We start from the raw sequence: 17,781 nt of genomic DNA on the forward strand, positions 1-17,781 counted from the left end.
GATCTTTCCAGATGGTGTGTGCGGAAGGCGTGCGGGCGGCCTCCCGAAGCTGTCATGATGCAGGGCTCTCAAGACCAACGGTCATCATTTCTTGATGGAAAACACGCCGACGATCGCAGTGATTTCCCGCCGGTAGTCTTCTTCGGTTGCTTCCTGCCGGAAGTACCAGTTGAGGATATTGTCCTTGATCGGTGCGACGATCTCGTCGAGCTGGTTGATTCGGTCGCGGCTTCCCAGCTCGTAACCGTGGTATACGGCACCCTCTTCATAGGTTTTGGAATGATAGGACTCGCCGATGGCGAGGATCCCTCCTGGCTTCAGGACGCGCACCATTTCCGCCAGCGCCTTGGGGCGATTGTCGCTGTATCCCAGCGTCCAGCCGCACACGATCACGTCAAAGGACGAGTCGGGGTATGGCATCGCATGCATATCGCCTACATCGATGCGCGGCGAGTATGAAAATAGGTCAAGCCCGTGGATATTCGACCAGGAGAATCCGTATCCCGCCAGCGCGAGCAACTCGCCTTCGGCTCTGGGCCCGATCGACAGCGTTTTCGCGAAAGGCAGCTGGGTGGCAACGTATGATATCGCGGTAACCGGCCGCGCCAGCATGTGAATGCGATTATCAACGTGAAGGCTTTTTCCGATTTTCTTGAAGTTATAGTCGAGCGTGTTGGCGCCCAGATTGCGGTCGTCGCCGCTGAAGCGCCGCACCCGACGGAGAATCAGTGCATATAAAACATAGCGAAACGCGGAAACGGCGATGCGGATTTCCCGCACCAGAAGAAACTGCTGCAGTCGCCGGACAAGGCCGGCGAGCTTTGACGTCTGTTCCATATGGATAAAGCCTTCGAAGATTGGGTGGAATACGTGTTTTGGGTTAGGGGTATCGGTGCCAGACCAGCTGCTTTTCCTCGGGGCGCGGGATTTCGTCCCAGACATCAGAATCTCCGGCAGCCGGCGTGAATTTCAGGCCGAGAAGATCACGCTGTTTGCCGGGAGCCGGAATGCCGGCACGGTGCAGGGTGCGTCTGGTGTTCAGCAGCCATGCATCGCCCCTGCGGCCGACGAACTTGATGACCTCGGCCCTGCCTTCGGCAATGTTCTCCAATGGCGTCAGGTCGCGCGATTTGTATTCATGTTTCATCAGCGCCCGGGTGGTCGGGCGGCTGATGCACCAGGTGGGGCCGTTTTCTTCGGAAACATCCGACATCAGAATCAGGATGGACAGGATGGATGTCTTCCCGGAGTCATTGTGCCAACGTTCGGAATATCGCTCTCGTTCGACGAGATCTGCCTCGGGAATGTGAAAATTGCGCCAGAAGTCCGGCTTGTAGACTCTAACGAAAGATCCGAAATAACTACGCAACACCGAGCGTAATTCGTCATTCAGGAACTCGCGCACCTCGGGCATGCTGTGCAGGACGTCGCGGGCCGCGATATTCAGAAGGCCGCCATCGCGATTTCTTTGCGTGACAACATTGTCGATCGCGATGTTCTGCGCGAAGCGTTCCTGCATCCGGTCGATCAGCTCGGCAGGGTAGCTCCAGGGGGCCTTGACATAGCCGACCTGATCAATTGCCTGCGCAACCGGATGGGTGCCGACCTGTTCCGCGAAGGGACCGTTGCGCCGCGAATTCCAAAGCTCCAGGTTGCCATAGACATTTTGCTTCATACCGGCATTGTTGCCGAAGAGGTGTCGGCTCAAAGCAAGGGCAGGTCCAGAATTCATTGGGTCGCCAGCATACTGGCGGATGCGATCAAGGTTTTCTTTCAGCATTGACGTTGTCTCCTGCACTGCTGAACTGGCGATCGATGATACCGTGGCCTTGGGTAAAAACGGCGGTATTTCCGCGCCTGCCCGGATACGGCTAGCTGGCTGCTGAGGTTGCGGTTGATGGGGCGACGGCCTGAATCGCGCGAATTTCTAGCTGCAACTCCTGGAATGTGGCGCTGATATGCCGTGGCAATTTATGGTAGTTGCGGTTGTAGTGGAAATTCTTGTGCCGGCGATCCCGTAGCATCAGCCTTCGATACAGCAGGTCATCAATAAACCCCAGGAGGGCGAGCGGCAGGCCGGCCTCGCGGTGCAGCTTTGTCCCATGCTGCACAACAAGGCGATGGATTGCTTCCAGAACTTGCAGCGTCGACGGCCGGCCGCAGGGAAGTCCGCAATAGTCGCTGATCTGCTGGTCCATCACGGGCCGACGGATCGACAGGTTTGGTGCGTCACGGACGAGTTCGATAGCCTCGTCGATCGTATTCGGCACATAGGCGGATTCCAGCCATTGCCGGCAGACAATCGCGAAAACCGCATTGTATTCATACATGTCGGTGATGCGGTCGACGTTTATAAAAGGCACATTCAGAAGATAGGCTTCGACATAAGCGGTGGAGGTTGGGGATACAAGCGCCCGCTGCTTGATGATCCACTCAGAGATATCGAGGCTGTCATCGATCGATAGGCGATCGCTGTATTCTTTGCCGAATGATGGGATTACGTATTTATGATATGAAGAAATATCCTCAAGCGGGTGGGGGCGGATGCTGATGCTGAAATCGGTTTCTCGCAATATGCGCGATATAATAGTGTGTTGAGCGTGGTACGCGAGGCAGGAGTTTATTGTCGAGTCCAGGTTGGATTTCACGTGCAGGCCGCGAATGGCGGGAACGCCCTCGTGGTTGTTGATTGAGGGATAGCGCGTGATTATGCCGATCGAATTCCTGGCGCTGATTGGCGGCGCGCTCTTCCGCATATGCTCGAGCAAGTCAAACTTCGGGGAGCTGACGACATGGAGCTTGCTGACATCGCTGGTCGGCATCAGCCTCCTGACTTCGTCGCCGAGTATGGGGCCCCAGGCAAGAATGAGATCCAGGGCGTCGTAATAGGGCTGATTCTTTTCCCAGAACGTCGCCCACGAATTGTATTCAGGCTGATAGCCTTCAGCATCGAGGAAAACCACGAGCGCGCCCGGAAGTATTTCCCGCGCCTGATGCGCGGAGCCTGCGGTCTGCGTGATGACGACATGCGGCTTCCACCAGCGTAGGGTGCGTTGGAAGTTATGCACGCTGCATATAAACGTTTCATAGCCAAGCTGCTGCAGGCCCATTTCGACCAAGGCAGACATGCCTATATCCCGGCGGACGGTGTGGGCGCGGATGAGGACGCGAGGTTTCATGTTGTGCTGGTCCGAATAAAAATGGCGGCGTCTGGAACGAAGCAAGGCGCTAGGCGCCCGCGCTCAGACAGCCATGATCCGCCTTAAGTGGAACAAGTCGGTGGATGCGTCGTTCTTTCCGTCTATTGCAGACGGGCATACCTGAACATCATGGCGCTTCAGCCTGGCGATGATTGACTCGGAATAACAATGCGCCAGGCCTTCCGGGTAGGAGTAATGCTTGGGTGAAACCGCGGCATTGTCGCGCAGCAGCTCCAGTGAGTGGGCGATTTCATATTCAAGCTCATCTTCGGTGAGAAACGAGAGAATGGCGTGGCTGTGCGAATGCCCGCCGACGACAAAGAGTGGATGGCCGTGCAGTCTGGCGACTTCGTCCCAATCCATTTTCCTGTCCAGCAAGTTTTCCGATGCCCATGTCTCCGGCAGCCCCAGTTGCCGTTGAATATCGCTGGCTAGGTCGTCCATACGAATTTTCCGGTCACTTTTTACATGCCGCCGAATCTCGTCCAGCAACTGCCGCTTGCTGTCCGCATCCGAGAAATGGGCATCATTGCGCCATGGCAGATGCAGCAGCCCGGAGGCTGTTTCTTCAATCGCCCATTCGATCCGATCAACCCATGACATCCGGTTGGACTGAATGAAATCGGTTGTCACATAGAATGTTGCAGGTATCGACAGGTCGGCGAGGACCGGCGCGGCCACAGTCAGGTTGTTCAGAAAGCCGTCATCGAATGTCACGGCAAAACTTCTGGGGGGAAGCGGTTCGCCCGCAGCGTGATGCGAAGCGATGTCATCCATGGATACCGGATTGCCGCCGGCAGAAATAAGCTCCTTCAGCTTGCCGGCAAAATAGTCTTTCTCTAGGTGCTTCCGCGTGTAGTTCCGAACCTGCGCCACTTGCTTCTCGATCACACCGTGGAAAAGGAAGATGACAAACTTGTCCTCCTGCAGGTGCTGCGCGTAATCCATCACAGGCTCCCAGTGTATCGAGCGAAGTGCTCGATGCATACCGACTTCAGTGCCGCTGGCATGAATGAATAATACCGGCCTGATTGGCGTTGCGGCCGGGTCAGCAGGTGGCCAGTCGACTCAAGCTGGTGGATGGCCAGCCGGGCCAGCGTCACGCATGTTTCGGTGTTGGCCTTGCGTAACTGATGCAAGGCCGCGTCAGGGCGGATGTCAATGGGCAGGCAGGCAAGAATATCCCCGGTGTCGAGCCCGGTGGCCACCCGATGCAGGCAGGTGGACAAGGCATAAAAATCGCGATGCCATATGGCCCAAAGATGCGTGTCAAGGCCGCGATACTGCTCGGGATCTCCGCCGTGCAGATTCAGCAGGTGGTCGCCACCGGCTGCGATAATCTCCGACCGCAGGCGACCAGTGCCGAAGGTTATGCAGATATCAGGCGAATGGCTGGCCAGCAGCTTTATGCTCTCAGGAGCATTGATGTCCTCGAAAGATCTGGTGTCTGCAACGTCAGCCAACTGCACCTGGCGGCCGTTAAACCATGCCTCACATTCGAAGATGTCGCGCTCCGTTTCGAAGTGATGTGCGGTTTCGTATGGCGGAGAGACTCTCTTATGCTCGGCCAGAGTCAATACGTCGTGGCCATCCGCCACCAGCGTCTGCGCAAAATAGGCATGATGCGGCGTTTCGGTGGTTAGGAGGCATATCCGCATTGGCTCTGGCCCACGCTTCCGCTGTCAGCCGACGAGACGACGCGTGTCGATCCGGCGCAATTTTTCGCGGATCGGAACTTCGCTGGGGTATACGACTTTCTCGCCATTGCCCAAGGCGGTTTCGATCGTGCGGATGTCGCGCACGAGGCGATGGAAGCCCTGCGGCTCAACCGACGCAGCCTGGTCACTGCCCCACATGGCGCGATCGAGCGTTATATGGCGTTCGACCATGCAGGCGCCAAGCGCCACTGCCGCGGCGCTGGTGCTCAGGCCAACTTCGTGACCGGAATACCCGACTGGCACGCCGTAGCGCTCCGTCAGCATCGGAATGCAGCGCAGATTGAGTTCCTCGGGTTTTGACGGGTAGGTGCTGGTGGCATGAAGGATAATCAGCCCTTTTGTGCCCAGTATTTCGACGGCGTGGTCGATTTGGGCCAGGCTGCTCATGCCCGTGGAAAGAATGATTGGGCGACCGGTATCCCTGTGCCGCTTCAGCAGGCCGTCATCCGTCAGGCTGGCCGAGGCGATTTTATAGCAGGGCGGATTGAACGCCTCCGTGAAGTCGACGGAGGCCTCATCCCAGGCGGAAACAAACCACAGGATGTTTTTGCTGCGGCAGTAGCTGTCAACTTCCTTATAGGCATCAAGCCCGAATTCCAGGCCGTATTTGAGGTCGCCATTCGTGCGACCGAACGGATTCTCGCGTTCACGGGCAAGCTCCTCCGCCGTGTAAACCACATCGACGGTACGCTTCTGGAACTTGACCGCGTCGCAGCCGGACTCGACGGAAGCATCAACCAGCCTTTTGGCGATTTCCATGTCGCCATTGTGGTTGATGCCGATTTCCGCGGTTACAAAACAGGGGTGACCGGGGCCGACCAAGCGGTCGCCAATGCGGACAGGGTCAATCATGGCTGTATCCTTCTTCTGGTGCTGTATGGGTTGATTTCGCGCCGAGGCGCATGACGGAGTTTCAGGTTGTAGTCCAGCCGCCATCGACAACCAGGGCCTGCCCGGTCATGTAGCTGCTTGCGTCGGAGGCGAGAAACAGGAGAGCGCCAACCAGTTCCGAAGGCGACCCGATGCGGCCGAGACAGGTTCTGTCGCGCAGCCGATCAAGGAAGGGGTCGGCCTTGCCAACGCTGTTGGCGCCGGCATCTTCCGTATTGGAGAAAGGTCCTGGGACCAGTGCATTGCACCTTACTCCCTTGCGGCCCCAGAACGAAGCTGTGTAGCGGGTCAGGGCCAGCATTGCCGCTTTTGCCGCGGAATAGCCGGGAGGATTCAAAAAGCTTGTTCCCTCGTACAGCATCGGGCTCGGGGCGACGATTCCATACATGGATGAAATGTTGATGATATTGCCTTTACCGCGCTGGCACATTGCCCCGCCAATGACGCGACTGGCCAAAGCTGGCCAGTAGGCGCCGGCCATCAGGTTGCGCGACCATTGCTCGAAGTCAGCCTTGTCGAGTGAGCCCTCTGTCGTGTTGAAGCCGGTGGCGGGGCCAAGCTCGTGCGCATTGTTGATCAAGATATCGATCGGTCCGATCGTTGTGAGTTCAGACTCAAGTCGAGTTAGGTCATACATGTCGAGCAGTTTCACCGTTATTCGGCGCTCCGAATAACGTGCCCGCCATTCATCGGCAGTTGCATTAAGCTTATCAGAGCGACCCAGCACGACCAGATCGCTGCCATTGGCCAGCAGCGCTTCACAAAAAGTGCGTCCAAGGAATCCGCCTGCGCCGGTGACGAGCGTGGTCTTATGCGCCAGAGAGAATATGTCGCTGGCTAGGTTATTCACCATACCGTCCGCCCCCCGTCGATAATAATGTTCTGGCCCGTCATGTATCGTGAGGCATCAGACAGCAGGAACGTCACGGCTCCGTTGTATTCATCCGAACTGGCCATGCGCCCCATCGGAATCAGTCCGGTTAGGCGCTGGACAAATTCATCGGGCTGGCCATTGAAGATTCCGCCGGGAGAGAGGGCATTGCACCGGATGCCCTGGTCGGCCCAGTACGTGGCGAGGTAGCGCGTCAAGCCGACCAGTCCCGCCTTGACGACAGAGTAAGTTACGGGCTTTACCGGCTGCTGTTCTTTCGGGCGGGAGGCCTGTTGGTACAGCCGTTGATCAGGTGCGATAACCGAGAGATCGGAGGCAATGTTCAGAATGACGCCGCTACGGCGGGCAGCCATCGCGGCGCCAAAGACGCGACTGCAGATGAACGCGCCGGTCAGGCCGACAGCAATGTCATTGAGCCAGACATCCATTGGGAAGTTTTCCAGGCGCGAGAACTCGATGCCTCCGCCATCTTCAACCTTGGGGTTGTTGGCGGCATTATTGACAAGGCCATCGATGCGGCCATATCGCCGCTGCAGGCTGGCGCAGACCGCTTCAATCTCCGATGGTGCAGTTATATCGCAGGCAAAAGCCGGGATCTGCCGGCCATGACGCTTACCAATCTCGGCCGCGGCGGCTTCGGCACGATCGCGGTTGACATCAAGCAGCACTGGAAGCCCCCCTGCCGAAGCAATCGCTTCGGCATGCTGGCGCCCGAGCAGGCCGGCGCCGCCGGTGACGATGATGACGCGATCACTTAAATCAAAAGGGTTCGATGTCTGCACGTTATGCTCTGATCTGAAGGCGCATCAATGGCCACCGCGGGTCTGCCCGCCATCAGCCACGATGCATGAGCCGGTAATGAACGAGGCTCGGGCGGATGCCAAGAATACCACTATATCGGCAATTTCCTCAGGGGACGCAAAGCGATTGAGCGGCACTTCCCGTTCGATATATTCCTGCACGGCAATAGGGTTTTCTTTCAGTTTTCTGTCCCATGTTCCGCCGGAAAAAAGAACATTACCCGGCGCTACGCAGTTTACGCGGATGCCGTGCGGGCCGACCGCCCGGGCGAGATTCTTGCAGTAGCTGGCGATCGCCGACTTCGCAACCGCGTAGGCAATCGGCGCGCCAATGCTTTCCTGCCCGGCGATGGATCCGATCATCACCACGTTACCATCTCCAGCCTCAATCATCCGCGGCAAGGCGGCTTCGACCAGCCCGATGCCAGGCCATAGATTCCGTTGCAGCATCTCCGTCCACTCATCAGCCGGGATGGCCCAGCCGGCTGTGCCGCGCCCAGATCCGGCATTGGCGACTACGCAATCGATGCGGCCCCACTGCCCAATTGCCTCTGTCATCAACCGGTTGCATGCGGTTCGATCCGTCAGGTCGCCGGCTATCGCCATAACGCGATCGGCCCGCCCGCGACCAAGTTCTTCGCGCGCCGCCTCGAGGTCGGTTTCGTTGCGTCCGGTCAGAACAACTCTGGCGTTTTCGTCGAGGAACGCCGCGGAAATCGCTTTGCCGATGCCGCGAGAAGAACCGCCGACAATAATCGTCTTGCCTGCCAGAACGAGGTCCATTGCGGATCAGCCGTTCAGCCAGCTAAGAGCATAGGCAAGATTCTGCCGTGCCCACGCGACTTCCTCGCCGAGGGGGCCGCGTGCCGCCTGCAGGATAAAGTCGCCAGAATACCTGGAATCACGCAGGCCGTTCCGGACGCCTGCAAAGTCGCAGCTGCCTGTGCCCAGCGGTACCGTGCTGCCGCCTTTGATGCGGTCCTTGATGTGCACGCTGCCGACCCGGGCGCCATAGGCCGAAAACTCTTCGTCTGGTTTGAAGCCCAGCGATGCGCTGTTACCGGTATCATAATTGATCTTGAACAGGTCGGTGGGCAGTTCCGCAATGAATGCTGCAAAATCTGCCGGCCCCAGGTCGGTCTCAAGATGGATTTCCACGTCAGCAGCACGTGCATCCGCCTCGACAGCGAACAGAACCTGCCGGGCCGTTTGCTGGTCCTGCTGTCGGAACAGGGATGAATTGTCGACGAATGGCAACACCACCCGCCGCGCCCCGATTTCCCGGGCTTGGCCCAGCAGCGATCGCAGGTGGTCGGTACGCTCCCCGCGCTGCTGCTCGGTGCACTGGACCAAGGGATTTTCCATGAACCAATCGGCGCAAACCGAACGAACCGCCACATTATATCGTTTCGCGAGGGCGCATATTTCGTTGCGTCCGGCCTCGCTCAGGATTGGATTGCAATCAAAGCCGTAACGGTCATGTATCCATTCGATGGAAGACAGGCCGGCCGCTTCGGCGCGCGGGAACTCGTCGCGCCAGAACGTGCGGGGGAATGCCTGGATGCTGTTGTTCTCAGGGGTGGACAAGCGCCCCTGCATAATCCCGATGACGGTCATTTCGGTGTCTTCCGGCTCTCTATGTCCTGGGCAATAAAGTCGCATAACTCGCGGACCGCGCCATTTCCGCCGCGGAGGGTCAGTACATGACGAGCCCGTTCCAGAAGCTCAGGGTGGGAATCGGCAACCGCAACAGTATAGCCGGCAACGTCGAAGCAGCCGAGGTCGTTTACGTCATTTCCAACAAACACGACATTCTCCGGCGCCAGGCCGCGCTCCGCAATGATGCTCTGCAGGCGCTCCTTTTTGTCGGAAACGTTCTGAACCACATCAATTCTCAACTTCGCAGCGCGCGCAGAAACTACCGGATTTCGCTCGGTCGACAGGATCAGCATCGGAATGCCCAGGGCCCGCAATCTGTCGACCCCAAGTCCGTCGCCACGTTGTACACGGACCAGTTCTCTGCCTTCGGAGTCTATGTAAGCGGCGTTGTCGGTCATCACGCCATCGAAATCGAACACCACCAGATCGATCTTCTGCGGCAACCTTGGTGGCAGGGTGTATTCTGGTTTGCGCAGGAGCCAGTCGATCAGCTGGGCATGCTCCTCGGTGTCGACCTGAAAGGAGCTCCAGTAATCCATCTCATATACGCGAATGCGTCCGCCCATACGGTTGTTGGTGCTGCGGAGCAGATGCGGCTTGACGACATATATCGAGCCATTTTCGCGATATTGATGCTCCATGTCCTGCTCGCGTTTGCGCTGCTTCCAGTCGTATGTCAGCGAGACTGGCCCGTTCGGCGTCATCCCCCAGATCAGGCGGTTGTTCTCGCAGGCGGAGAAAACCGAGTCCGCAGATTCTTTGTGGAATAATTCGATCGCGTTGTCGATGTCGTCTTTTCGCCTGACTGGCGATGTGCATTGCAGGAATACTACAGTGTCCGGTTCAGGCAGTCCCATGCTTCTACGGGTGTCAAGAACGTGAAGTAGTGCCGATTCACTCGTCGCCGTATCATTGGAAAGTTCAGCGGGTCTTTCTATTACAGAAGCGCCAAACTGCTTCGCAACTCTGGCAATTTCAGCGTTGTCGGTTGAAACCGTGACTTCATCAACCCGCTTTGAGCCCAGCGCGTGCATGATCGAATAGGCAAGCATGGGATGGCCTGCGAGAGGCATCAGGTTCTTGCCGGGGACGCGCTTTGATCCGCCGCGGGCGGGAATGATGCAGAGAGTGGTCATGTGTTCTGGCTCACTATGGAATAGAAAATGCAGCAGCCAGAACGAGATCTACTTCGCGACCATCGAGAACGAATTGGCGGCTGCGGTGCCCTTCAATCTTCATGCCTGTCCTGCGCATCAACTTCAGCATGGCATGATTTTCGGCCATGGTGCCGGCCGTTACCTTGCGAAGCTTTTCCGACTGCAGGAGGTGCCGCATGATCGCGCTCCACGCTTCCGCGGCATAACCCTGCCCCCAGGCCGGGCGATGTCCGATCATGATCGCCAGGTCGGCTGTACGGTTGGGTAGGTCCCTTGTCACGGTCATATTGCCAATATGGCCGTGTGGTTCGGTTTCCATGGCAATGAAGCTGTTTGAACTACCGGAAAAGCTGGCGGCATATACGCCACAGCTCTCGACGCTGTGGCGGCTGTGGCGCTGTTCGCTGAAGCGGACGACTTCGGGATCGTTCAGCCAGCTGACATAGCGGTTGGTCAGATGCCGTTCCGCGAAGGGCAGCAATGTCAGGCGCGCGCAGCGTATGAGGGGAATATCCATGGCTTAAGGATGGGTTTTATCCGCCATGCGGGGGAGCAGGGACAGCAGGGTATCCGACATGCTGGCATGTATGGCTCTGGTCGGCGTGCCGGAGGGCTCGCCCAGCATCCGGCGGATCGCCGGCGCAATGTCTTCAGACTGCCAGATGGTCCTGATCCGCCCCGCCGCGGTATCGGCAAGCCACTCTTGCTCGGATCGCCGTGGCAGGATGGAAATGACCCGCTGTCCCATATGCCGGCATTCGGCAAGCAGCGATGTGGTCATTCCGATTACCAGATCGGCGGCAAGGCAGATGTCGATGGCATCGCCTTCCATGTTTATTCCGGCCAGCTCGGTCGTATATGGCAGATAGGCGTCGCGAGTATCCTTGGGATGAAGGCGGAGGATTATGGCCGGTTTGGGCTCAATGTCGCGGACGGCATCGAGAAGCTCTTCCAGGACAATGCAGGTCCTGGCTTTCGATTGTCCGCGCCCGTGCAGAGAATAATCGCCGCTCCGTGCGAAGTCGTCTGGATTGAGGCCGGTAGATAGCTCGGACAGAAAGACGATCAGTGGTCTGCGGGCATCGCCTGCCAGTTTCCGGCGCAATGTTGCCTGCTGCCCGGGCGTGGTTTCCAGGGCTTTGCGGCGGACCTGCTCGAATCGCGGATTCTCGGCAACGTGTATCCTGTTTGACGTCACGCCCAGTCGAAGAAAAGCCTCGCGAGCTGTCTCATCCACCACAATCAAATGATCGGGCAGATAGGCCAGCGGTTCATCCGTATCGCCGCGGAAGCGGCGGTCAGCATTTGCCGGGGCATCAATAAGCCCAATGGTTGGAATGCCGCGTGTGCGAGCCTCGATGACCAGAGGCAAGACAGCGGAATCGACCTGCTCTGACGTTCCGATGGCCAGAGCTGTCGGCCGCAGTTCATCAAGATGCGACGCGCCAGCCGGGCAGTCGGCATGCTGCTGTCCCATCGCTTCGAGATATCCGCTGGCGTTTCCGGTGGCGCAGATTGCGGCAGAGCGGCCATTGCGTTCGAATGCCGCGGGAATCCCAATGGTAAGATTGGCGGCACCCGGGTCTTCGACAAATAGCAGCAGGTCGAGTGGCATGATCAGTTGGAGTCCAGGCGGATCAGAATGCCACCGTTGGCCGCAGATTCGGTCACCGCATCCAGAATGATCTCGTTGACAAGGGCGCTCTTTCCGGGACTGGCAAGTGGCGTTTGATGTTCCAGAAATGCAACCGCATTGTCGTAAATGTTGTACAAGGCGTGTCCATACCGGGATGGCAGAAGGTCATGTCTGTCGTTGGCAATTTCCATGGCGTTCTGCAGTGCGCGATGGGGCTGGCGAGGGGATATCCTGTTCAGCAGGCCTTCCTGCAGGATTTCGAGCCGCCCCTGTTCTCCCCATATATCCATGCCCACTTCTCTGTAATGCGCGAAGTCCAGCGGCATGAATGTGCAGCATGTGCCTTCCGCCGTGGTGAGCGCGAAGGCAAGGGCGATATCGCCTGGTATGGGGCCGTCCGCCAATGGGCGGGGGGCTGATAATGCCTGCGCCGTCGTTACTTCGCCGCATAGCATGCGGAAAAGATCAACCATATGAACGGCGTTATTGCGCATGCCGTTGCCGTAGACCGAAAAAACCGCCTGTGGCCGGCCTATGCGTTCCAGCATTCCCCCGTTCGCCAGATATCGGGTTGTCTCCTCGGCGCGTCGGAACAGGTTGACCTGAACGGCAATGCCAAGGTTGTGGCAGGAGTCAATGAAGCGGGAGGAGGTTTCTGCCGTTCGTCCGAGGGGTTTTTCCACGATAGCCAGTTTGGCCGAAGGGAATCGCTTCAGGTTGTCAGTCCGGCTCTCCGGTGGTGAGGCAAGCACCACAATGTCGGGAGCGATGGTCGCCGGCAGGTCTGAAATATCGGCTACCGCAATGGGAATGCCCCAGTCGCGCAACGCCGCTGCGCGGGCTTCAGAGGACGGGTCAATGACGGCAAGCCAATCAAAGGCCGGATGGTCACGCAGGACCTGGGCGTGAGAGGCATAAGGGAAATAACGCGCCATCAGCGGGTCGGATGCATAGCCGGACCCGATTTTGCCAAAACCAATAAGGATGGCTTTCAGTTTGGCCATCACCTGACCGCGCGTTCTTCGCAATGCGCATTTATCCGGGCGATTTCCGGATTGGCGTCGAGAAAAGCGAGGATCTCATCGAGCTTGAACCGGTTTCCCTGTTTACCGGAAAGATTGCCGTATACGGCCTGGATAAGCGCGAAGTCCTCCGCATAATCCAGCTGCAGACGCAGATCCGGCCTTGCCTGGCCGGATGGGGCTGCGAGACTGACGATCTGATACCGATCGGGGTGCTCATAAAAATACAATGATACGTGCTCGCGAACAGCGGGGTCGGTAATGTTCTCCTCGACCCATTTTAGATCGGAAAGGGAAAAAACCTGGACATCCATGCCTTGCGGATAGGATTGAGGCTGGGTGGTCGTCACCACGTCAGCTGTCCCGTCAAGAAAACGGCTGATGGCGGCGTCGACGACGTCTGGATCAATCAAGGGGCAGTCGCCGCAGATCTCCACGACGATATCGGAGGCCATATGCGCCTGTGCCGCGACGACACGGTTGAGGACATCCGTTTCGTCCCCGCGGAAGACGGCGGCATTTATCCGGGCTGCATACTCAGCCAGAGGATCGTCGGCCGGGTTGTTGCTGGTGGCGACCACGATATCCGTTATGCGGCTCACCAGCCGGAGGCGTTCGATCAGCAAACCAAGAACAGGTATGCCGCCGATATCCAGCATCATTTTTCCAGGCAGCCTCGACGAGCTCATCCGGGCTTCAATGCTGGCGATGATTCTGGGGCTGGTCATGCGGGCTGACCCCTGCGACTCAGGCGGCATTGCGCTCCCGGGACCGCAGCTTATCGCGCTGGGCGTGCACTTTACGGATCGCGGCGCCAATAAGGTCGGCATCGGATTCGTCCAGCTGCCATGCACAGGGTTCGAAGCCAACGATTTCCTCTGCGTGCAGGCGCTCGGCGGTCGGGCACAGACCTTTGTCGTAGGTGCGCTGCGAAAGGTTGAACGGGAAGCCGTCTGAGCCCATGGCGATGCGGCGCTGGAACATGGGCAGGAGATAGAGCGGCCGGACATATGCGGGGAAGCATGGAACACCTTCGGCCGCTATTGCGGCAATAAAGGTGTCACGCTTGATGCCAAGCTGCTCGGAAATGCACCGCAGAGCCCAGACATAGTATACGTGGCGGCAGTTTTCCCGCACGGGAGGCGGGATTATGCCTTCCAGGTTGGCGACGTTGGCGGTGAGCCGGGTAGCGAATCGCTCCCGGCGGTTGACATGCTCATCGATCGCGGCCAGCTGAACGCGGCCGATGGCGGCGCTGAGCTCGGTCAGGCGGAAGTTGAAGCCGAACATGTTGGTGATGTCGCTCACGCCGGCAGCTTCCACTACGGCTTCGGCGTGGTTTCGGATCATCTGCAGCCGCTGTGCCAGCCGCGGATCATCCGTGATGCACATGCCGCCTTCCCCGGTGTGAATATGCTTGTGATAATTGAGGCTGAAAACGCCAATATGGCCGATCGTGCCGCAGTAGCGACCGCTTTCAGTGGCAAGCGGGCCCTGGGCATTGTCTTCGATCAAGAAAATGCCACGCTCATCTGCGATGCGGCGCAGTTCGGATAAGGGGGCCGCCTGGCCGAACAGGTTGACGGCAAGTATGGCCTTGGTCTTGCCCGACAGGTTCTCTCGCACTGAATCGAGATCGAGACAAAAGGTGTTAGGGTTGATGTCTGCAAAGACGGGAATGCCGCCATACACGATGCAGGCCGTAGCAGTAGCCGACATGGTGGTGGCGGGAACGATGATCTCGTCGCCGGGACCAATTCCAATCGCGCCCAGCGCGGCCATCAGGCCGGACGTGGCTGAATTGACCGAAATGGCATGGCCGGTTTTGAACCGGGATTTCCATTCCGCCTCGAAAGCCTGGACTTCGCCGCCGCCCAGGAAGCCGCTTTCCCAGCTGCCATAGAAGCCCGACAGGCAGCCCGAACGCACAACCTGCTGGACGGCTTTCTCTTCCGCCGTGCCAAGTGAGCGATAGGGAGCGAAAGGACGCGGGATAATGGGCTGGCCGCCCAGAATGGCAAGTTCTGTCATCGGTCTTTTCCGGTTGTTATTGGATCAGCCCCGTGGCAGTGGGCGCAACCCAGTGCCGAGTGATGGCGCTTTCAATCTGGTGGAAACCACACTGACGGTACAATGCAAGCGAGGCGGTATTGTCGATCTGGGTGCCTGCCCGCATGGTCAGGGCCTGGCCGCGGTAGCTTTCAATGCCGGCCTCGACAAGCTTTCGCCCATAGCCCTGCCCGCGCGCGGTTTCAGCAACGGCTATCAAGTCAATAATCGCAGCATTGCCTCGGCGTAGCAGCAGGTTGAAGCCGACGATGTCGCCTATGCCATTCCGTGCCACCAGGGCAGTGTCGGCCCGGCCGTTCAGGGCATTGCGGACCCATGCCGCTTTCAGTTGGTCGGCCTTTGAAGCAGGCAGTCGTCTATCGACATGGAATCTATCGTAACTAAATGCGGATTTAGCCAACTCTATGCAGGCGTCAAAGTCGCGAGGCTCAGCTTTGTCAGGCCGCGGCAATCCCTCGGATGCGACGGGGATTTGTCGTTCGAGCGTCACCAATGTTTCGATCTTACGAAATCCGGCGGCATCGAATTTCTCGCCCAATCTCGCATCCAGTGCCTGCGGTAACCTGCAACTGATGAGCAGGTAACCTGCTTTTTGCCATCGGTGGGCGGCACCGGCGAGAAACCGGTCGATCTGCTCCAGATTGCCCGCGTCCTGATCGAGCAACAGCCTGGCAGCCGGACGGCCATATATTTCGCTTTCGAAGGCGGACTGTTCGAGCAACAGTCCAGCGGCGATGCGTTCTGTTTCAGGCAAGCCTGAAAAACTCCTGGGTCTCATGGTGCCAGCGTGCAAAGAAATCGAGCACCGCATCCGGGTCATCGGATGGCAACGTATCTGGAATAAGCGGTTCATGGGATTTCTCTGCAATGATGCAGAGAACATCATGGTCTATGAACCGATTGATGTGGCGCGGCGTGAAACCGGAAAGCAGCAGCGCGCGTTTCAGGCTGTTTGCCGAGAACCGGAAGGCGTGCGTATCGGGTTCATTGGTGCCCAGATAGTAGTGCAATGGCTTCTTGAATGGAACAAGAATGCGGCTGCCCGTCGATACCACCACATGCCCACCAGGCTTGAGCATTTCGGCCGCGGACCTGAGCATTCCAAGGCAGTCCTGGCAATTTTCCAGCGTCCACATGATGGCGGCAACGTCAAAGCGCCGTTTGCTGTCGGAAGCCATGTAAGTTTCAATCGTACCGACATGGTGGGGTATTCCCATGCCTGCCATCAGCTTTCCATTGCCGGGAGAAGGCTCAATTCCGAAGACGTCGGCGCCATATCGGCCGTCGCGGATCATCTCCAGGAAAGATCCCTCGCCCGCGCCAATATCGCAAACGGATTTGCCGGCCAAACTGACGGCCTGATCAAGCATTTCAGCAACAAAGGTCTGACGGGCGACAACCGCGGGGATGCGCGCCGTATATTTGGCGCCAAACAGATCGTTTGACCAGCTTGCCGCGATTGCTTCGGCCGAACGGCGCTGTCGCACGAAAACGAAGCCGCAACTACGACACACATGCAGGGGGTGCCCGCCCGTGTAATGCCGAGCTTCCGGAATCTCGGATGCTTCGGCGCTGCCGCAAAGGTCGCAGGAAAAGACGGTTAGATTGGTCATGGCTTATTCCAGTGTGTAGCGCAGCTTCCAGGCATTGCCGCGGTGTTCCCATAATTCGGGATTTCGGTGCTGGTCAATAATGGCATGAAATTCCGGCTCGCTGAGGCCAAGATATTCAAGGTGGCTGTTGAAATGGGTCTGGGGGAACTCGTCGTCATACTTGCGAGCTAGCTCAAGGCCTTCTTCACGCGTCATCTGGCCGTTCTGGATCATCCGGCATGCATCGCGCGTCGCTCTGCCGAAGCCGAATTTTATGAACTGCAGATAGTAATAAAGATTGTCAATCTTGTCGTCCAAGCTGTCGAAGTTGGTAAACGTGCCATCACAGCGGCCTTTCGGCTCGGTTGCGAAGGGCATCACTTTGCTGATGTACCGATAATTCTCCAGCATTGACCAGCGGAAGAAATAGGCAAAGTACATAGCCTTTACGCCAACGCGGTCGATCTCTGATTGTTCGGGATAGATATAAGGCGCAAGGTCGTGTTCATTGATTTCGTCATCAACCCAGTTGCGCGGGTCATCGCCGATCTGATGCTCCAGGACTTCAGTGAAATCCCGGATCTTCTTCGATTCTTCCGACAGGACGCGCCCGCCATATTCGCTTTCACCATGTTCCGCATAAAAGATCAGCGGAATGTTGAAGCGGACGGCAATCTGCACCGGCACGGTATTCACGCCGGCATCCCAGGCCACCTTCGGATTGCCGCGCTCGCGGAAAAAGCGTCGTGCCAGGCGGCGCGCAACCTTCTGATTGGGGCGCACCATAATCTGATCGAATCCAAGGCCGAGGAAGGTCTCCCGGTTGATTTGCCCCACTTCATTGGGAATCAGGGGAGAGAACGTGACCAGCAGGGGGTTTAATCCAAATTCGAATTTGAGCCTGTGCGCGATGTAGCTCGAATCCTTCCCTCCAGACCATGGGACTATGCAGTCATAGGGACCCTGGCTGGGGCGGAATCTTTCGACATATTCCAAAAATTGCTTCTTGCGGTCATCCCAGTCGATTTGCAGCTTTTGCTCTGCGTTGTGACAGGCGTTGCAGATGCCATCAGCATCAAACTGAACGCGCGGCCGCGTGTTTGGCATCAGGCACTTCTTGCAGAAAAGGATCACGATGCTCTCT

19 protein-coding genes are annotated in these 17,781 nt (G+C 57.9%); all 19 read right to left on the reverse strand.

What is annotated here, in order from left to right:
- Positions 1-84 precede the first annotated feature (84 nt).
- A complete protein-coding gene (locus tag Q1J79_RS15275) occupies positions 85-837 on the reverse strand; it encodes a class I SAM-dependent methyltransferase (RefSeq protein ID WP_300302007.1) in 753 nt (250 codons plus the stop codon).
- A 43-nt stretch (positions 838-880) separates the two neighbouring features.
- Positions 881-1,780 (reverse strand): phytanoyl-CoA dioxygenase family protein, encoded by a 900-nt coding sequence (locus Q1J79_RS15280; protein WP_300302010.1) that lies wholly within the window; start codon positions 1,778-1,780, stop codon positions 881-883.
- Between the two features lie 91 nt (positions 1,781-1,871).
- Positions 1,872-3,128 (reverse strand): hypothetical protein, encoded by a 1,257-nt coding sequence (locus Q1J79_RS15285; protein ID WP_367182992.1) that lies wholly within the window; start codon positions 3,126-3,128, stop codon positions 1,872-1,874.
- Positions 3,129-3,242: 114 nt separating this feature from the next.
- Positions 3,243-4,148, reverse strand: coding sequence for a polysaccharide deacetylase family protein (locus tag Q1J79_RS15290; RefSeq protein ID WP_300302014.1), 906 nt, complete (start codon positions 4,146-4,148; stop codon positions 3,243-3,245).
- Entirely contained in the window at positions 4,148-4,858 is a 711-nt protein-coding gene (locus Q1J79_RS15295; protein ID WP_300302016.1) for a formyltransferase family protein, read from the reverse strand. Before Q1J79_RS15295 ends, Q1J79_RS15290 begins: the two co-directional genes overlap by 1 nt.
- 24 nt (positions 4,859-4,882) lie before the next feature.
- Positions 4,883-5,770, reverse strand: a complete 888-nt coding sequence (locus Q1J79_RS15300; protein ID WP_300302018.1) for an N-acetylneuraminate synthase family protein — start codon at positions 5,768-5,770, stop codon at positions 4,883-4,885.
- 61 nt (positions 5,771-5,831) lie between these two features.
- The gene (locus tag Q1J79_RS15305) at positions 5,832-6,662 is read right to left on the reverse strand and encodes an SDR family oxidoreductase (protein WP_300302020.1); all 831 of its coding nucleotides are present in this window, start codon (positions 6,660-6,662) and stop codon (positions 5,832-5,834) included.
- Positions 6,656-7,483, reverse strand: a complete 828-nt coding sequence (locus tag Q1J79_RS15310; protein ID WP_300302022.1) for an SDR family oxidoreductase — start codon at positions 7,481-7,483, stop codon at positions 6,656-6,658. Before Q1J79_RS15310 ends, Q1J79_RS15305 begins: the two co-directional genes overlap by 7 nt.
- Positions 7,484-7,507: 24 nt before the next feature.
- Positions 7,508-8,284 carry an SDR family NAD(P)-dependent oxidoreductase gene (locus Q1J79_RS15315; RefSeq protein ID WP_300302024.1) on the reverse strand — a complete coding sequence of 259 codons (777 nt, stop codon included), beginning with the start codon at positions 8,282-8,284 and terminating at the stop codon, positions 7,508-7,510.
- Between the two features lie 6 nt (positions 8,285-8,290).
- Positions 8,291-9,118 (reverse strand): sugar phosphate isomerase/epimerase, encoded by an 828-nt coding sequence (locus Q1J79_RS15320; protein ID WP_300302026.1) that lies wholly within the window; start codon positions 9,116-9,118, stop codon positions 8,291-8,293.
- Complete coding sequence (locus Q1J79_RS15325) at positions 9,115-10,296, reverse strand: acylneuraminate cytidylyltransferase (protein ID WP_300302028.1); 1,182 nt, start codon at positions 10,294-10,296, stop codon at positions 9,115-9,117. Before Q1J79_RS15325 ends, Q1J79_RS15320 begins: the two co-directional genes overlap by 4 nt.
- A gap of 13 nt (positions 10,297-10,309) precedes the next feature.
- Positions 10,310-10,834, reverse strand: coding sequence for a GNAT family N-acetyltransferase (locus Q1J79_RS15330; RefSeq protein WP_300302030.1), 525 nt, complete (start codon positions 10,832-10,834; stop codon positions 10,310-10,312).
- A 3-nt stretch (positions 10,835-10,837) separates the two neighbouring features.
- On the reverse strand, positions 10,838-11,932 hold the full coding sequence (locus Q1J79_RS15335; RefSeq protein WP_300302032.1) for a hypothetical protein: 1,095 nt from the start codon (positions 11,930-11,932) through the stop codon (positions 10,838-10,840).
- A gap of 2 nt (positions 11,933-11,934) precedes the next feature.
- Positions 11,935-12,957 carry a Gfo/Idh/MocA family oxidoreductase gene (locus Q1J79_RS15340; RefSeq protein ID WP_300302035.1) on the reverse strand — a complete coding sequence of 341 codons (1,023 nt, stop codon included), beginning with the start codon at positions 12,955-12,957 and terminating at the stop codon, positions 11,935-11,937.
- The gene (locus tag Q1J79_RS15345; RefSeq protein ID WP_300302038.1) at positions 12,957-13,703 is read right to left on the reverse strand and encodes a glycosyltransferase family protein; all 747 of its coding nucleotides are present in this window, start codon (positions 13,701-13,703) and stop codon (positions 12,957-12,959) included. Before Q1J79_RS15345 ends, Q1J79_RS15340 begins: the two co-directional genes overlap by 1 nt.
- A 19-nt stretch (positions 13,704-13,722) precedes the next feature.
- Positions 13,723-15,006, reverse strand: a complete 1,284-nt coding sequence (locus tag Q1J79_RS15350) for a DegT/DnrJ/EryC1/StrS aminotransferase family protein (RefSeq protein WP_300302041.1) — start codon at positions 15,004-15,006, stop codon at positions 13,723-13,725.
- Positions 15,007-15,022: 16 nt separating this feature from the next.
- Complete coding sequence (locus Q1J79_RS15355; RefSeq protein WP_300302043.1) at positions 15,023-15,799, reverse strand: GNAT family N-acetyltransferase; 777 nt, start codon at positions 15,797-15,799, stop codon at positions 15,023-15,025.
- Complete coding sequence (locus Q1J79_RS15360) at positions 15,792-16,658, reverse strand: class I SAM-dependent methyltransferase (protein WP_300302046.1); 867 nt, start codon at positions 16,656-16,658, stop codon at positions 15,792-15,794. The genes Q1J79_RS15355 and Q1J79_RS15360 overlap by 8 nt, the downstream gene beginning before the upstream one ends.
- A gap of 3 nt (positions 16,659-16,661) precedes the next feature.
- Entirely contained in the window at positions 16,662-17,771 is a 1,110-nt protein-coding gene (locus tag Q1J79_RS15365; protein ID WP_300302049.1) for an N-acetyl sugar amidotransferase, read from the reverse strand.
- Positions 17,772-17,781: the final 10 nt, after the last annotated feature.

Source organism: Ferrovibrio sp. (genome assembly GCF_029255545.1).
Classification (GTDB): domain Bacteria; phylum Pseudomonadota; class Alphaproteobacteria; order Ferrovibrionales; family Ferrovibrionaceae; genus Ferrovibrio.

Excerpts from the sequence above, each read along its gene's own strand:
- Q1J79_RS15300 (WP_300302018.1), bottom strand. The coding sequence starts at position 5,770 with ATGATTGACCCTGTCCGCATTGGCGACCGCTTGGTCGGCCCCGGTCAC.
- Q1J79_RS15320 (WP_300302026.1), bottom strand. The coding sequence starts at position 9,118 with ATGACCGTCATCGGGATTATGCAGGGGCGCTTGTCCACCCCTGAGAAC.
- Q1J79_RS15315 (WP_300302024.1), bottom strand. The coding sequence starts at position 8,284 with ATGGACCTCGTTCTGGCAGGCAAGACGATTATTGTCGGCGGTTCTTCT.
- Q1J79_RS15350 (WP_300302041.1), bottom strand. The coding sequence starts at position 15,006 with ATGACAGAACTTGCCATTCTGGGCGGCCAGCCCATTATCCCGCGTCCT.
- Q1J79_RS15335 (WP_300302032.1), bottom strand. The coding sequence starts at position 11,932 with ATGCCACTCGACCTGCTGCTATTTGTCGAAGACCCGGGTGCCGCCAAT.
- Q1J79_RS15330 (WP_300302030.1), bottom strand. The coding sequence starts at position 10,834 with ATGGATATTCCCCTCATACGCTGCGCGCGCCTGACATTGCTGCCCTTC.
- Q1J79_RS15280 (WP_300302010.1), bottom strand. The coding sequence starts at position 1,780 with ATGCTGAAAGAAAACCTTGATCGCATCCGCCAGTATGCTGGCGACCCA.
- Q1J79_RS15325 (WP_300302028.1), bottom strand. The coding sequence starts at position 10,296 with ATGACCACTCTCTGCATCATTCCCGCCCGCGGCGGATCAAAGCGCGTC.
- Q1J79_RS15290 (WP_300302014.1), bottom strand. The coding sequence starts at position 4,148 with ATGGATTACGCGCAGCACCTGCAGGAGGACAAGTTTGTCATCTTCCTT.
- Q1J79_RS15345 (WP_300302038.1), bottom strand. The coding sequence starts at position 13,703 with ATGACCAGCCCCAGAATCATCGCCAGCATTGAAGCCCGGATGAGCTCG.
- Q1J79_RS15360 (WP_300302046.1), bottom strand. The coding sequence starts at position 16,658 with ATGACCAATCTAACCGTCTTTTCCTGCGACCTTTGCGGCAGCGCCGAA.
- Q1J79_RS15295 (WP_300302016.1), bottom strand. The coding sequence starts at position 4,858 with ATGCGGATATGCCTCCTAACCACCGAAACGCCGCATCATGCCTATTTT.
- Q1J79_RS15285 (WP_367182992.1), bottom strand. The coding sequence starts at position 3,128 with ATGTCTGCCTTGGTCGAAATGGGCCTGCAGCAGCTTGGCTATGAAACG.
- Q1J79_RS15340 (WP_300302035.1), bottom strand. The coding sequence starts at position 12,957 with ATGGCCAAACTGAAAGCCATCCTTATTGGTTTTGGCAAAATCGGGTCC.
- Q1J79_RS15275 (WP_300302007.1), bottom strand. The coding sequence starts at position 837 with ATGGAACAGACGTCAAAGCTCGCCGGCCTTGTCCGGCGACTGCAGCAG.
- Q1J79_RS15305 (WP_300302020.1), bottom strand. The coding sequence starts at position 6,662 with ATGGTGAATAACCTAGCCAGCGACATATTCTCTCTGGCGCATAAGACC.